General features: G+C 41.0%; 14 protein-coding genes. 2 read left to right on the top strand and 12 right to left on the bottom strand.

The window, feature by feature from the left end:
* Nucleotides 1-8: 8 nt before the first annotated feature.
* Both argH and HRJ06_RS04395 read right to left on the bottom strand, forming a co-directional pair.
* Nucleotides 9-1,388, bottom strand: coding sequence for an argininosuccinate lyase (argH, locus tag HRJ06_RS04400; RefSeq protein WP_174729506.1), 1,380 nt, complete (start codon nucleotides 1,386-1,388; stop codon nucleotides 9-11).
* The gene (locus HRJ06_RS04395) at nucleotides 1,385-2,590 is read right to left on the bottom strand and encodes an argininosuccinate synthase (protein ID WP_174729503.1); all 1,206 of its coding nucleotides are present in this window, start codon (nucleotides 2,588-2,590) and stop codon (nucleotides 1,385-1,387) included. The genes argH and HRJ06_RS04395 overlap by 4 nt, the downstream gene beginning before the upstream one ends.
* Nucleotides 2,591-3,115: 525 nt before the next feature.
* Between HRJ06_RS04395 and HRJ06_RS04390 the strand changes: the two genes are divergently transcribed.
* Nucleotides 3,116-3,430, top strand: a complete 315-nt coding sequence (locus tag HRJ06_RS04390) for a hypothetical protein (protein ID WP_174729500.1) — start codon at nucleotides 3,116-3,118, stop codon at nucleotides 3,428-3,430.
* 33 nt (nucleotides 3,431-3,463) lie between these two features.
* On the opposite strand, the gene HRJ06_RS04385 is transcribed toward HRJ06_RS04390, so the two are convergent.
* From HRJ06_RS04385 to sppA, 9 genes are all read right to left on the bottom strand, one after another.
* Nucleotides 3,464-3,976, bottom strand: a complete 513-nt coding sequence (locus tag HRJ06_RS04385) for a MogA/MoaB family molybdenum cofactor biosynthesis protein (RefSeq protein WP_174729498.1) — start codon at nucleotides 3,974-3,976, stop codon at nucleotides 3,464-3,466.
* Nucleotides 3,963-4,814, bottom strand: coding sequence for an EcsC family protein (locus HRJ06_RS04380; protein ID WP_174729495.1), 852 nt, complete (start codon nucleotides 4,812-4,814; stop codon nucleotides 3,963-3,965). Before HRJ06_RS04380 ends, HRJ06_RS04385 begins: the two co-directional genes overlap by 14 nt.
* Before the next feature lie 496 nt (nucleotides 4,815-5,310).
* Complete coding sequence (locus HRJ06_RS04375) at nucleotides 5,311-6,495, bottom strand: acetate kinase (protein WP_174729492.1); 1,185 nt, start codon at nucleotides 6,493-6,495, stop codon at nucleotides 5,311-5,313.
* A 263-nt stretch (nucleotides 6,496-6,758) separates the two neighbouring features.
* Nucleotides 6,759-7,742: a class I SAM-dependent methyltransferase gene (locus HRJ06_RS04370; RefSeq protein WP_174729489.1), complete on the bottom strand. Its 984-nt coding sequence runs from the start codon at nucleotides 7,740-7,742 to the stop codon at nucleotides 6,759-6,761.
* Nucleotides 7,743-8,065: 323 nt separating this feature from the next.
* On the bottom strand, nucleotides 8,066-8,566 hold the full coding sequence (gene tpx / locus HRJ06_RS04365; protein WP_174729486.1) for a thiol peroxidase: 501 nt from the start codon (nucleotides 8,564-8,566) through the stop codon (nucleotides 8,066-8,068).
* Nucleotides 8,567-8,749: 183 nt separating this feature from the next.
* A complete protein-coding gene (gene ytfJ, locus HRJ06_RS04360) occupies nucleotides 8,750-9,274 on the bottom strand; it encodes a GerW family sporulation protein (RefSeq protein ID WP_242035135.1) in 525 nt (174 codons plus the stop codon).
* A gap of 17 nt (nucleotides 9,275-9,291) precedes the next feature.
* Complete coding sequence (locus tag HRJ06_RS23565; protein WP_174729483.1) at nucleotides 9,292-9,984, bottom strand: DUF2953 domain-containing protein; 693 nt, start codon at nucleotides 9,982-9,984, stop codon at nucleotides 9,292-9,294.
* 83 nt (nucleotides 9,985-10,067) lie between these two features.
* The gene (locus HRJ06_RS04350; RefSeq protein WP_422392713.1) at nucleotides 10,068-10,478 is read right to left on the bottom strand and encodes an RDD family protein; all 411 of its coding nucleotides are present in this window, start codon (nucleotides 10,476-10,478) and stop codon (nucleotides 10,068-10,070) included.
* Between the two features lie 165 nt (nucleotides 10,479-10,643).
* Complete coding sequence (sppA, locus tag HRJ06_RS04345; RefSeq protein WP_174729480.1) at nucleotides 10,644-11,654, bottom strand: signal peptide peptidase SppA; 1,011 nt, start codon at nucleotides 11,652-11,654, stop codon at nucleotides 10,644-10,646.
* A gap of 154 nt (nucleotides 11,655-11,808) precedes the next feature.
* Here sppA and HRJ06_RS04340 point away from each other — a divergent pair, with 154 nt between their 5' ends.
* Nucleotides 11,809-12,609 carry an NAD kinase gene (locus HRJ06_RS04340; protein WP_174730222.1) on the top strand — a complete coding sequence of 267 codons (801 nt, stop codon included), beginning with the start codon at nucleotides 11,809-11,811 and terminating at the stop codon, nucleotides 12,607-12,609.
* A gap of 476 nt (nucleotides 12,610-13,085) precedes the next feature.
* On the opposite strand, the gene rarD is transcribed toward HRJ06_RS04340, so the two are convergent.
* On the bottom strand, nucleotides 13,086-14,018 hold the full coding sequence (gene rarD / locus HRJ06_RS04335; RefSeq protein WP_174729477.1) for an EamA family transporter RarD: 933 nt from the start codon (nucleotides 14,016-14,018) through the stop codon (nucleotides 13,086-13,088).
* Between the last annotated feature and the right edge of the window lie 164 nt (nucleotides 14,019-14,182).

Here is a 14,182-nt window from a genome sequence, read left to right as displayed (position 1 = left end):
GTGTGCTGTTATTTTTCTTTTAGGGTTTGTTCTGCCTTAGCAATCATCGCGGTTACCTCACTAAACCCGGTGCCTCCGCTGCTGATTCTTCTTTTCACAGCCTCGTAAGGACTTAATACTTCATATATATCTGGTTCAAATAACGAGCTGGCTGATTTAAACTCTTCAATTGGCAAGTCGGCAAGATAACAGCTTCGCTGAATGCATTCCAAAACAAGCTTTCCAACCACTTCATGAGCCTCTCTAAATGGCAAGCCCTTCCCAGCTAAGTAATCAGCCAATTCAGTTGCATTAGAGAAATCCTTTTTAACCGCGTTCCCCATAGCCTCTTTATTTACCGCCATTGTATTAATCATACCGGCAAAGATTTTCAAGGAGCCCTTTACCGTTTTAACGGTATCAAACATACCTTCTTTGTCTTCCTGCATGTCCTTGTTATAAGCGAGAGGCAGGCCTTTTAAAACCGTTAGCAGGCCGATCATGCTCCCATATACTCTCCCGGTCTTTCCGCGGATAAGTTCAGCCATGTCAGGGTTCTTCTTTTGCGGCATAATACTGCTTCCTGTTGCAAAGCGATCATCCAATTCGATGAAGCCAAACTCTTGGGTTGACCATAAAATCATTTCTTCAGAAAGCCTTGATAAGTGCATCATCATGATTGAACTTGAAGACAGGAATTCAATTATGAAGTCTCTATCACTGACTGCATCCAAGCTATTTTCGTAAATCCCGTCAAATCCAAGAAGGTCTGCTGTATAGTGACGATCGATTGGAAAAGTCGTTCCTGCAAGCGCTCCAGCCCCAAGCGGCGACTTGTTGACTCTCTTAAGTCCCTCACTTAAGCGCTGCTTGTCTCTGTCAAGCATCCAAAAGTAAGCCATTAGATGATGGGCAAAAGAGATCGGCTGAGCTCTTTGCAAGTGAGTATAACCAGGCATAATGGTTTCTATATTGTCTTTTGCCTGGGAAAGCAGGGCTTCTTGGAATTCTCCAATTAACCCTATGATTTCTTCGATCTCCCTGCGCAAATATAAATGCATATCAACAGCAACCTGATCATTACGGCTCCTGGCGGTATGAAGCTTTCCGCCAGCCGGGCCGATCTTGTTCGTTAGCTTACTTTCCAGGTTTAAATGGATATCTTCAAGTTCAAGGGAGTAGGTTAACTCATCCTTAACCGCACTTTCTTTTAACTCCTTTAAGCCAGTTACAATGGCATTACGGTCTTCTTTGGAGATAATACCGCACTTTTCAAGCATTAATACATGCGCCAGGCTTCCTTCAATATCCTCAAGCACTAATTCTTGGTCAAAAGATATTGAGGCGCCAAACTCTTCGACCCACTCTTCTGCTGTAGCAGTGAATCTCCCGCCCCATAATTTTTTCACACTGTCACCTTCTTGTTTTGTACAATACTTTGAACTTTCGTTGGCAGCCCCCATAGATTAATGAATCCAACGGCTGCGCTATGATCAAATGCATCATCAGATGTATAGGTCGCCAGTTTCTCATCGTATAAAGAGTAAGGAGATTTTCTCCCTTCTACAATGGCATGCCCCTTGAAGAGCTTGACTCTAACCACTCCTGTTACGTGTTGTTGAGTTTCCTTTAAAAATGCTTCAAGTGCGTTACGCAGCGGCGAAAACCATAATCCCTCATAAATTAGCTCAGTAATTTTCTTTTCAATAACTGGTTTGAAGTGAGCAAGTTCTTTTACAAGCGTAATATCTTCCAGCTCCTTATGAGCTTTTATAAGTGTTATAGCTCCCGGACATTCGTAAATCTCACGAGACTTTATCCCGACCAGGCGATTTTCAACATGATCGATTCTTCCAACCCCATGCTTACCTGCTAGACCGTTCAGTTCAAGAATTAATTCATATAATGGCAGTTTCTTCCCATTTAAACTTACAGGCACGCCTTGCTCAAATGCAATTTCCAACGTGTCTGAAGTGTCAGGAGCATCTTCAAGGCTAACGGTTAAATCATAAGCCTCTTCTGGCGGTGCTGCCCAAGGATCTTCAAGAACTCCGCATTCATTGCTGCGTCCCCATAAATTCTGGTCAATCGAGAACGGGCTGTTTAAGTTTATAGGAATAGGAATATTGTTTTGTTTAGCATATTCGATCTCTTCTTCCCTCGACCATTTCCATTCTCTAACTGGAGCTAATACCTGAAGGTCAGGGTTTAATGCCGATATTGAAACTTCAAACCTTACTTGGTCGTTCCCTTTTCCAGTACAGCCGTGTGCAACTGCAACAGCTCCTTCCGCTTCAGCAACCTCAACCAGCTTCTTTGCGATTAACGGACGGGATAACGCGGATACGAGCGGATATTTTCCTTCATAAAGCGTGTGAGCCTGTAATGCTATCAAAGCAAACTCATCTGCAAATTCTTGTCTGGCATCAATTACGTAAGATTCAACCGCTCCAACTTTAATCGCTTTTTCTTTTATAAAATCAAGATCTTTTCCTTCTCCAACATCGAGGCAGCAGGCGACAACAGCGTATCCCTGTTCCTGAAGCCACTTTATTGCAACGGACGTATCAAGTCCACCTGAATATGCGAGTACCACTTTTTGTTTGTTCATGTTTAAAAACCCCTTTTCAACTTTGAATATTTATACAGTTATATATATTTTTATTCAACATTAATAAAAATCTACCAGTTTTCCGCACAAATTTCAATCCCTTTTTTAAAAGTCTTTAATAAATTATGAATAAAATTGTTAAGAGTGCCCGTATATTAAGGTTTTCAAAGTTTAGGAAAGAATAAGTTTATTATAAGAATTACAATCTTATTCTTAAAATCGGCTTCTGTGCAGAAGACAATTTATACAAAACAAGGAGGGTACAAACTCGATTCCGGAATGTTTCTGACTAACAAACATTAAATGCATGTAAGATTTTAATAATTATCTTACCTTTTCCAGCTTGTCTATCCAACAGGGCCTTTGTGAGTTTTGTATATCTAAGAGGGAACAAAAGCGATACTTTACGATTTTAGGCATTCCCCACTTCAATCAAACCAAGGCCGCTAAGTGGCGGGTAGTTCAAGACATGCCAGCACTAATATAGTAGAATAGGGGCATACAAAAGTTTTTGGGGGCGGCAAGATGGAACAGTATTTTAAGAAGGACAACCGGCTGGGAATTCCTATTCCTGCTTTTAAAGAGGCCTGGGACAATTTCAGTGTTAGAACACAGCAGGATATACTTCTTTATTGGGAAAAAATACGCGGCTCGATTCCGGATCGCATCTCCGATTTGGAGCACAAAATAAACTCGAAACAGGCCGAGTTATCTGATGAGCAAGATTTTAATCGATCTTGCCAATTAAATTATGAGATAGCCGAGTTAGCATCCATCATCAACGATTTGTGGCTTTGGTACAGAACTCACCAGGATATTCAAACAAAAGTCCATCAATAAAAACCCCGCTCTAATTCAAGCGGGGTTTTCTGCTTATAAATCCTTTTTTAGTTCCTGGATGACATGTCCAAGCTCGGGTAAAATCAATTTATTCATAGCCAACTTGACGGCACCGGTTGAGCCAGGCGTACAAAAAACTGCTTTGTCATTAATGACTCCGGCTGCAGCTCTGGAAAGTATTGCAGCTGACCCAATATCCTCCTGGTAACTTAATATTCTAAAAAGCTCTCCGAATCCAGTAATTTCCTTCTCAAATAAACCTTGAACTGTTTCAATGGTGACATCTCTTTTTGCTATGCCAGTGCCCCCATTAGTGACAACTGCATCGATTTCCGGATTTTCACTGCCCTGCAATACCGATGTCCTAATAGCTTCTGCATCATCTTTTACAATAGAATAGGCATTGACAGTATGCCCTGCTTCTTCCAGAAGCTGAATTATAAGACGGCCACTTTTGTCTGTGTTCTCGTTTCTCGTGTCGCTAACCGTAATTACCATACATCGAACTTGCTTCGGCGCTGCCTGCTTGTGTTCAAAATTGCTCATGGGAGGATACACCTTTCTCTAAAAAATATCTCTTTTGATAGAATTTATGTGCAAAATCGGTAACTCTCCTTGTCATCTGATAGTTCGATCCAGCTCCAATAGCCATACTGATGACCGGTAATCCCTGAACACTTTTCTTGCGGAACAGAAGGATAGCCAAACCCTTAAACACCTGTTTAATCGGCTGTTCAAGCCAAGAAAGATCTGTTAAATCCTCTTTGCCCTCATAAAAATAGTTATCTTCCATCGTCTCTAAGTCCTGAATCAGCTCGTCCCATCCTGCACTCTGCAGTCTCGCTGGGAGGGTGGCAGCATGAAATACTTTCAAAGAAGTCATCATTTCAAAAGGCGTATTGACTTCAAAGCCATATGTCATGGCAATCAGCTGCACTGAGCGGAGATTCACAGCAGCAATAGCAGGCAGATCCGCTCCAAGCATCAAAGCTCCTCCCGTTCCAGTTAAACCGCCTTGGACAAAGGAGTAAAGGCGATGTCGCGCTATCTGTTGATGCGCTATGTATTGGAGCTGATCAATCGATAAAGCTCTCAAATCTTTGACTGATTCTATTTCTTCGTTAAAAATACGTCCAGCTGTCATGATTCGTTCTTTTGCATCCATTTGCAGCTGTGAGCCCTGAATTAGCGCATGCAAGTGAAAAAGCCAATTGTCAAAGGAATTAAAAAACTGCTGTTGGGCTTCCTTAGGCAAAAGCGAAAAAGAACGATCCAGAAACCTGTCATAGGCAAGTTCCAAATCATTCGGTTCATAACTGTAGAGCTGTTCTTCCCACTCTTTTATTTCATTGAGTACGGTCTTCTCGCGGTCCGTTAAAACCATATCTAAAAACCTCCAAGCACACCAAATATTTCTTTAAGTATAGCATAATCACCGATAAAACACTTTTTAGGTAGAAAAAGCGCAAGCGACCGTTAAGTGACGTATGGACTGGAGGACAACGACCTAAGATATAGGAAACACGAAGAGCACAAGCGATTCGATGTTGACTTATCGTAGAGAGGTGGGCGAAGTTCACTAGTCACTGGTCGTTGGAGCTAGACAAAAAAAGCGCAAGCGACCGTTAAGTGACGTATGGACTGGAGGACAACGAGTGAGTTGTAGGAATTGGGAGTTGAATACAAAGCTGTAATGGCCTATTCGGACAGCTTTAGCCAGATATAGCTTCGTTGAGTCCGAATACATGGCTCATTCGGACAGCTCTAGCCGGAAATGGCTTCACTGAGTCCGAATACATTCCTTTAAAAAAGCTGGCAGGCACTGTTGCTTGTTAAAAGTAAAAAATGGGCGAGAACAATTAAGTCTCCCGCCCATTACTTTATGAAAAACGTACAACGTCTCTGGCAATCATAACTTCTTCATCAGTCGGAATCACCATAACTTTAACAGGCGAATGCGGATAACTAATAAAAGCTTCTTCACCACGAACTTTGTTTAAAGCTGGATCCCAATAGACACCCATAAACTCTAGACCTCTCAGCACACGTTCACGAATGGCAGAACTATTTTCACCTATTCCTGCTGTAAAAATAATAGCATCGACACCAGACATACGTGCTGCATATGAGCCTATATATTTATGAATTCTATCTCCAAATACTTGGAGGGCCAGTTCTGCACGTTGGTTTCCTTTTGATGCTTCATCTTCGATATCACGAAGATCACTTGAAAATCCTGAAACGCCTAACATTCCGCTCTCTTTATTAAGAACATTAAGGACTTCGTCAGCGGTTTTGTCTGTCTTTTCCATAATGTATGGAATTAGCGCAGGATCAATATTACCGGAGCGAGTCCCCATTGTAACACCAGCCAACGGCGTAAAGCCCATCGATGTATCAATTGATTTTCCTGCTTCAATAGCAGCGATACTAGCGCCATTTCCAAGGTGACAGGAAATTAATCGAAGATGTTCAATTGGCCGTCCCAGCATCTCAGCTGCTCTTTGGGAAACATATTTATGAGAAGTGCCGTGGAAACCATATTTCCGAATTCCATAACTCTTATAATATTGGTATGGAAGGCTATATAAAAAAGAGTTTTCTGGCATCGTTTGATGGAATGCTGTGTCAAACACCGCTACAGCTGGTACATTAGGAAGCGCCTGCTCAAAAGCTTTTATACCCGTAATATTGGCTGGATTATGTAATGGTGCCAGCTCTGACAGCTTATTAATCTTTTCTAGCACTGAATCGTCTATGATAACAGAATCATTAAATTCCTCACCGCCGTGAACTACACGGTGTCCAATTCCCTCAATTTCATTAAGAGACTGAATGATCCCAAAAGCAGTAAGTTTATCGAGCAGCATATTGACCGCTACTTCATGGTTAGGGATATCCGTAACTTCCTTCTTTTTCTCCCCATCAACAGTTATGGTGAAAATCGAATCGTTTAAGCCTATTCTTTCAATAATACCTTTTGTTATGACATGTTCCTCAGGCATCTCGAATAGTTGGAATTTTAATGAAGAACTTCCTGCATTAATTGCAATAATCTTTGCCATTTTACCGCTCCTTTTATACAGCCTATACTTAATTCGTACCTCATTATTTTGCACAAACAAAGGCTAATATATCTCTTAATTCCCCATTTAAACACTGTCTTTTTAACATTTCAAGAGAATGAGTAATTGGTACCGTTTTCAAGTGAAATAAAGATTTATTCTGATACTTTGACAATTCCGTTAGTTTTTAATTGTTTTACCCGAACATTGCCTCTCATAACCTCAAGAAGACCGGTGCATGTACACCGGTCTAAGTTATATACCTATTTATTATCAGTTATCCACTTATCAATTTTAGCAAAAATACTTTCTACCGCTTGTGCATTTGAGAGCTTTGGCAGTTCAGCAAGCAAGGCTTGTTTAGGAGGTTTAACATCTTCAGACTTCTTTTGCAAAATCAGAATGCTTTTGGAAGCTGCTTTGTTTTTAAACATTGATACCGGAAGTTGAAACAGCGCCTGGATATTAACATGTTCTTTTATAAAATTATGGAGTACAGGCGATTGTTCACTTTCAAAAAGACCGTTAGGGATGACAAGAAACAAATATCCGCCCGGTTTGGTATGTCGGGTACTTTGTTCGATAAACAGATGGTGTGCATAGGTATGGCCTTCTTGCCACTTAACATCAAAATCTGAAGCTCTGAGATCATTTGGATAAAATCCTATCGGAAGATCACAAATGACGGCATCCGCTGGATCGATAAACAGCGGTTCAATGCTGTCCTGATTAAAGAGCTGAATCGGATGTTTTTGCAGGTTAGCATTAATATAAGCTAGTCTGATTAAGAGATCATCAATCTCCACACCAACAGACTCAATATTCCTGTCTGAGAGCTGATTGATAACGGTTGATAATAAATTACCCGATCCAACTGCAGGATCCAACAGCTGAATTGTTTCCTTTTTTATAAACTTTGCTGCTAAATATCCTATAAGCATGCCAACCGAGTCTGGTGTTATTTGATGGTTAGGCTGTGTGTTCTGTTGCATGCCTTTTAAAATAGTTAGCTGAAAAGCCTTTCGTATTTCCTCGTTTGTATATTGTGAAAGATTGACCTTTTCATAATCTTTAGCAAGCCTTTTTTGGGTCAGCTCGCTGAGTTCCTCTTGCAAGATTGTACCTTGAAAGATATTTTCACCCGTCTCGGCAAGCGCTTCTAAGTATGTACAAGATAATTCTTCCTCTAATTGTTCGGCAGTTTCGTTAAAAACAGCAAACAGAGTTTCTACCGGAGTAATGCTCAAAATATTCTCCTCCTGCTGATATAATTTTTTATTGTATCGATAATTTGCAAGAATCACAAGCATAAGGGAAGGCTTTACGTGTTATGTCAGGAAGGCCGATAACGGGGAATGAAAAAAAAGCCCAAGCGCCTTGAACAACCCCCGACAAACGCTGGAGGGCCAGAAGGTGAAGTCGTTCTTTGACTTCATCAGCTGGACCGAAGCGACTCGAGGCCGTTAGGCGCTGGAGCTAGACAGCAGTCAATGTTCAAAATTTTATACTTTCTTTCTTTTTTTATAAGTAAAGGAGCTGCATGTCTGCACCTCCCCCTTAACCTTTAAGTTTACTTTGCTTCTTTTGCTGCCGAGATTGCTGCCTCATAATTTGGATGGTTTGTTGCTTCACTAACATATTCAGCATATGTTACTTTGTCTTCTGAATCCACCACAAATACAGCTCTAGCTAATAAGCGCAGCTCCTGGATTGCCACCCCGAAAGCTTCTCCAAAAGAAAGATCGCGATGGTCAGATAAGGTTTGTACATTTTCAATACCGTTTGCACCGCACCAGCGTTTTTGGGCAAATGGAAGATCGACACTTACAGTTAAAACTTTGACATTTTCAAGCCCTGCAGATTCTTCGTTAAAACGTCTTGTCTGTGCATCACAAACTCCCGTATCAACAGAAGGAACGACGCTGATCAATCTCACCTGGCCTTTGGAATCTTCTAGTGTGACCTTACTTAAATCATTCGCAAGAACGGTAAAGTCGGGTGCTTTGTCACCAACTTTAACTTCATTTCCAATTAGTGTAACTGGGTTTCCTTTAAATGTAACAGATGCCATGCGCAGTCATCTCCTTTTTCTTTATATGTACAGTGTAAATCATAGCTTTTTAAGGTTTGTTTTGCAATTAATAGCCACTATCTTTCAGAACTTTCAGGCTTTGCTTCAGGGTGGAAAATAGGGGGCAATGCGCATTCTTGCCCATTTAAAAAGTTAACTTTCCTTGAAAGTTAACTTGGGAGATTAAAATTCAACATCCAATTTCATGCTGCCACTATTTTCTTTGTTCTGATCGTTTTTTTGATCATTCTGTTCGTCTTTTTTCTTGCTGTTTTGATCATCCTGCTTCTTATCGTCCTGTTGGCCGGATTTTTGTGAATCACTTTTTTTGGAAAGCATCTGTTGAATCTTATCAACTGCTTGCGGAGCAAGATCGAGCAGCTTTTCATACAGGTGCGTATTCTCATCAAGGTGAAGCATTTTCACCCCTTTAGAACTAACAATTAAGAAAGCAATCGGAGTGATAGAAACTCCACCGCCGCTTCCTCCTCCAAATGGGTGCTTTGTCTGCTCATCTGAAGATCCCGAGCTATCTAAAACAAACTCGCTTCCTCCAGCAGCAAACCCAAAACCGACTTTGGAAACAGTCAAAATAACACTGCCATCCGGAGTCTCGACCGGATCACCAATGATCGTATTTACATCGATCATTTCTTTTAGATTTTCCATTGCAGTCGTCATAAGTCCTTGAATTGGATGGTCAGACATTCGAGGTTCCTCCTTGTTTACACGGACTTGGCTTTGTTACTAGAAAAGCCAGAAAAAGGCCTTGACTTGAATTCTGGCCAGCCAGCTTTCCAGAATTTAACCATTTTCATTCCTGCCAAAATAGCATGCCCGATTCGAAACCGAATCATACATTTAATACTCGTCTGGACTGTCATTAACTGAAAATGCGGTGTAATAGATACAGAGGGCATGGTTCGCAGTCTTATATATCGGCTAAGCAAAGTTAAAACACCACTTTTCAAAGCCCAAAAAGAACCAGCCATGACACCTGTATGTGCGGCTTCACCGATCCCAATAACAGAGTTCCATTGCAAATCGTACAAAGATACCTTTTTTAAAAAATAGCGGACTATCTTATGAAACCCAGCTATATGGCCAACAAAACTTTTGATGTCTTCAAAAAAAACAAGCATATTCTCTGTTTCTAAATTAATTGTCTCTTGGCTAACGGTTTGATCCTTGCCCTTTTCTATTTTTTCTTCCACAACAACTGAATCTGGAAAATCTTCCATTTTCACTGAGGGGATATCCAATTTATAACGAATAAGTCCATACCACATTTTAAAAGCTACTTGAATTTGAACATCATTAAGAACTTGCGAATAGCTAAACGTTATACTGACTCGTGTTAGCAAAATCAATAGGATAGCCAGTAAAATAACTGTAAGGGCAGCCAATAACCAGAGCACAATAAGATCACACCTTTCAGCTCTTTATTATCGGCAGATTCAAAAAAAATAAACCTTGCCGCATGGCAAGGTTATTTTTATTATTAATTTTCATGAACAACAGTCGTATCCGCGAAAAGGTCGTGAAGTCCCTGTTTTTTCGGCAAGAACGCAACAATAATATAACTTATTAAAATGGTCACTGATATAAATCTGCCAATCCACTCACGAAACAGTACGGTCCCCCAGGTGAGCTGTTTTCCTTTTAAGTTCACTACTTTTAAACCAAATGCCATTTTCCCAAGAGTCTGGCCATAGTGCTTGGTCATTAGCACAAAATACAGGTAAAAAATGACCGCTGTTGCGATTGCCATTGGTGCTAACATATTACTTTCTGCCAACGGAAGGCCTGCTGCCCGAAACGATGGGGCTAGAATTAAACGATTTAGGCTGCCAATAACAATTAAGTCTAAGGAGTAAGCCCAAAAGCGCATCCAAAATCCAGCATATCTCATTGTGCCCTTATCACTCGGTGAATCAGTCAGCAGATTACCACGTTCGCCGCTCTCATCGGTTACTTCTCCAGCCGGCTGATCTTCTGAAAAACTCATTGGCGATGCTTTCTCATTTGGTTGTTCATTATGATTGTAAACGTCATCTTCTCTCATAAGACGAGCCTCCTATTCAGCATAAAGATACATGAGACGTGGAGAGTTAGGCTGTGAAAGCAGCTTGGTGAGGGCAGCTGTTTCTAAATCAGGCCCAAACATTTTCTGCGCCCCCATACTAAACAGCGACCCGAATCCTAGATTTTCTTCGTACTTGACCACTTGAGCATCCTTGAGATTGTGTTCTTTTTTCAAGACCTCCACCACATCATCAAAATAGCCATGACCATCAATTAAATCTATCTCCATCGCTTGGCGGCCATCATATATCCTTCCATCCGCTATTTCCTTGACTCTTTCTTCAGACATGTTTCGTCCTTCCGAGATTACTTTGACAAACCCTTCATACGAATTGTCTATCATACTTTGCAATATTGCTCGTTCCTCGGCGGTCATTTCACGGGTTGAGCTCATAATATCTTTATAAGGTCCGCTTTTAATAGTCACAAATTCGACCCCATATTTTTCAGCAAGTTCAGCATAATTTACTCCCTGCATAATGACTCCAAGGGAACCAGTAATGGTTTCTGGACTTGCATAGATCTTATCTGCCGGTGCTGCTATGTAATAACCGCCAGAAGCGGCCATTGAACCCATGGAAATATAGACAGGTTTTTTAGCTTCTTCTTTAATCTCTTTTATTTTGTCATGAATCTGAGCACTTTCCACTACTCCGCCTCCCGGAGAATTAACTCTCAAGATAATAGCCGCGACTGATTTGTCATTCTTAGCGTGCTCGAGCTGATCCATAAAAGAATGGTGGTTGTACCCGGGACTTTGCAAAAATGATGTTGCATCACCTGTATCCTGTATCACTCCGTCCACTGACAGAACAGCAATCTTTTTAATTCCATTGCCCTCTTCAATTATTTGTTCTTCAAAGGCTTTTTCTGTAGAGGCAAAGAAATCTGTTAATGATGAATCAACCTCGTTAAAGGCAAAAACCGATAAAAGGTTGATAACGGCCGATATTATGAAAAGCCCTGCTGCTATTCCAAGAGCTGCCCATCGTTTTCCGCTCATAATGCTGTTTCCTCCTTCATTTTTCTCATTGCGTCGTCCTTTTAAAAAAATCCTTATACATGTTAAACTTGTGTCAATCCCCTATATTTTAGCAAAGAGTTACCGCAAATGGGTAACAATATAAGAGATTACATAAATGTCTGGAGGAATAGATATGCCTGAACGCCGCAATATATATTTTTACCACAAGCCCGATTCTGAAATGATCGAAAAAGTTGAACCCTTATATGATATTGCAAACCGATATAACTTCAAAATTGTAAAAGACTTCAGAGAAGCGAATATAATAGTCAGCATCGGGGGGGATGGCACCTTCCTGCAGGCCGTCAGAAAAACAGGATACAGAGAGGACTGCTTATATGGCGGGATTTCCACAACCGGCAGTCTTAGCCTTTACTGTGATTTCCATTTAACAGACACCTCAAAAATGATCGAAGCCATTACCAATACCGAAATAGAGGTCAGACGCTATCCCATTCTGGATGTGACAATTGATGATGAAACTGCTTTTTCCTGCTTAAATGAATTTAGCATCCGCTCATCTATTATCAAAACCTTTGTTATGGATGTATTTATAGATGAACTCCACTTTGAAACTTTCAGAGGAGATGGAATGGTAGTTGCAACACCAACAGGCAGTACTGCCTATAACAAATCTCTTAATGGTTCAATTGTTGATCCGCTCCTTCCATGCCTTCAGGTAAGTGAGCTGGCATCCGTGAATAATAACAGGTACCGCACACTTGGCTCCTCCTTTATTCTAAGCAAAGAGAGGACTCTTACCCTAAAAGTTGTTCAAGACGGCAACGATTACCCAACCATGGGGTTAGATAATGAAGCATTAAGCATACAGCATGTAGAAAAAATCGATATCAAACTAAGCGACAAAAGAATCAAAACAGTAAAATTAAAAGATAACTCATTCTGGGAAAAAGTAAAAAGAACATTTTTATAATAAAAGCGGAAGCGCCTTGATCAGCTCCGACAAGCGCTGGAGGGCTTGAAGATGAAGTCGTACTTTGACTTCATCAGCAAGACCGAAGCGACTCGAGGAGCTAGGCGCTGGAGCTGGACAATGAAAAGCGGAGCCGACTGACCAGGGGCGACAGGCATAAGCCGAGCGCTGGCAGAAGGCATTCTTTGCCTTCAGAAGCGATTGACTTATGACCCCGAGCCCCTAGGAGGCGGAGCTGGACAATGAAAAGCGGAAGCGCCTTGATCAGCTCCGACAAGCGCTGGAGGGCTTGAGATGAAGTCGTACTTTGACTTCATCAGCAAGACCGAAGCGACTCGAGGAGCTAGGCGCTGGAGCTGGACAATGAAAAGCGGAGCCGACTGTAAGAAACGCAGAAACTGGAGACTCCGACTAAGAAGCGGGTTTTCTTCAAAAAACATACGGCAAAAAAGAGAGGTTCGGAAACGAACCTCTCTTTACATTTCTAGCCCTTTTTTCCTTTTTAGATGCCAGCCCGTTGCTAATTTTGTTCTAGAAAGGGAATAAAGTGTCAAGGCACCCCAGATAAATGTAAACGATAATAAATGAAGTTTTGAGAAACTTTCATGAAATACAAATATCCCTAAAATCAGCATTATTGTCGGCGCAATATACTGTAAAAATCCAAGCATAGAGAGTGGAATACGCTGGGCCCCTTTTGAAAAATACAACAAAGGTACAGCTGTTGCGGCACCAGCCCCAATTAACAGCAGATCGGTCGTGATTGAAAGGCTCATAAATGAATTTGTTCCTTTATAAAACAAGAAAGCCATGTATCCGATAGCAATCGGCATTACTACCATTGTTTCAAGAGCAAGCCCAATTGCTGAGTCAACCCTAATCAGTTTTTTAGCAAGGCCGTACAATCCAAAAGAAGCAGCCAGGGTTACAGCAATCCATGGGAACTTCCCATATGAGATCGTCAGGATCAGAACCCCTATACCAGCCAATACAAAGCTAATATACTGGGCTTTGGAAAGCCGTTCTTTCAGGAATATCATTCCCAGCAGGACGCTTACCAAAGGGTTAATATAATAACCCAAACTTGCTTCTACCATTTGATTTGTATTGACAGCCCATATGTAAAAAAACCAGTTGGTACTAATTAATAAAGAGGCAGCGGTTAGGGCGAGTAACTGGCGAGGCTTCTTAGCCAAGCCCCTAAAGGTCTGAATAAAAACTCCCCACTTCTTTGATAAAACAAGAAATACAAGGATAAATAACAAAGACCAAAAAACCCGGTTAGCTAGAATTTCATAAGCCAAAATATCATTAAGCAATTTCCAATAGATCGGTAAAAACCCCCACAGTACGTATGCAAATCCTGCGTAGAAAATTCCCATCCTCTGCTCTTGTTCCTGAGTATCCATATGAAATCCCCCTTTCTTTCTAGTCTCGAAATAATATTAATTATAAAACGAAAGAAAAAGACCTGACAACACATTTTTTGTCAGGTCTGCCCTCTTTGAGTGGCAATGAACGATTTAACAACTATATTATTATGCCATTATTGCAATACTTTTAAGAATGATGA

The sequence above is a fragment of the Mesobacillus harenae genome (assembly GCF_013343715.1).
In the GTDB taxonomy this organism is placed as follows: Bacteria; Bacillota; Bacilli; order Bacillales; family Cytobacillaceae; genus Mesobacillus_A; species Mesobacillus_A harenae.
Note: the sequence above shows the minus strand (reverse complement) of the source record. Positions and strands in the feature narration are given on the sequence as shown.

What these genes read in the sequence shown, in the direction of transcription:
- HRJ06_RS04395 (WP_174729503.1), bottom strand. Translation starts at nt 2,590, where the DNA reads ATGAACAAACAAAAAGTGGTACTCGCATATTCAGGTGGACTTGATACG.
- HRJ06_RS04390 (WP_174729500.1), top strand. Translation starts at nt 3,116, where the DNA reads ATGGAACAGTATTTTAAGAAGGACAACCGGCTGGGAATTCCTATTCCT.
- HRJ06_RS04385 (WP_174729498.1), bottom strand. Translation starts at nt 3,976, where the DNA reads ATGAGCAATTTTGAACACAAGCAGGCAGCGCCGAAGCAAGTTCGATGT.
- HRJ06_RS04380 (WP_174729495.1), bottom strand. Translation starts at nt 4,814, where the DNA reads ATGGTTTTAACGGACCGCGAGAAGACCGTACTCAATGAAATAAAAGAG.
- HRJ06_RS04375 (WP_174729492.1), bottom strand. Translation starts at nt 6,495, where the DNA reads ATGGCAAAGATTATTGCAATTAATGCAGGAAGTTCTTCATTAAAATTC.
- tpx (WP_174729486.1), bottom strand. Translation starts at nt 8,566, where the DNA reads ATGGCATCTGTTACATTTAAAGGAAACCCAGTTACACTAATTGGAAAT.
- ytfJ (WP_242035135.1), bottom strand. Translation starts at nt 9,274, where the DNA reads ATGTCTGACCATCCAATTCAAGGACTTATGACGACTGCAATGGAAAAT.
- HRJ06_RS04350 (WP_422392713.1), bottom strand. Translation starts at nt 10,478, where the DNA reads ATGAGATATGCTGGATTTTGGATGCGCTTTTGGGCTTACTCCTTAGAC.
- sppA (WP_174729480.1), bottom strand. Translation starts at nt 11,654, where the DNA reads ATGAGCGGAAAACGATGGGCAGCTCTTGGAATAGCAGCAGGGCTTTTC.
- HRJ06_RS04340 (WP_174730222.1), top strand. Translation starts at nt 11,809, where the DNA reads ATGCCTGAACGCCGCAATATATATTTTTACCACAAGCCCGATTCTGAA.
- rarD (WP_174729477.1), bottom strand. Translation starts at nt 14,018, where the DNA reads ATGGATACTCAGGAACAAGAGCAGAGGATGGGAATTTTCTACGCAGGA.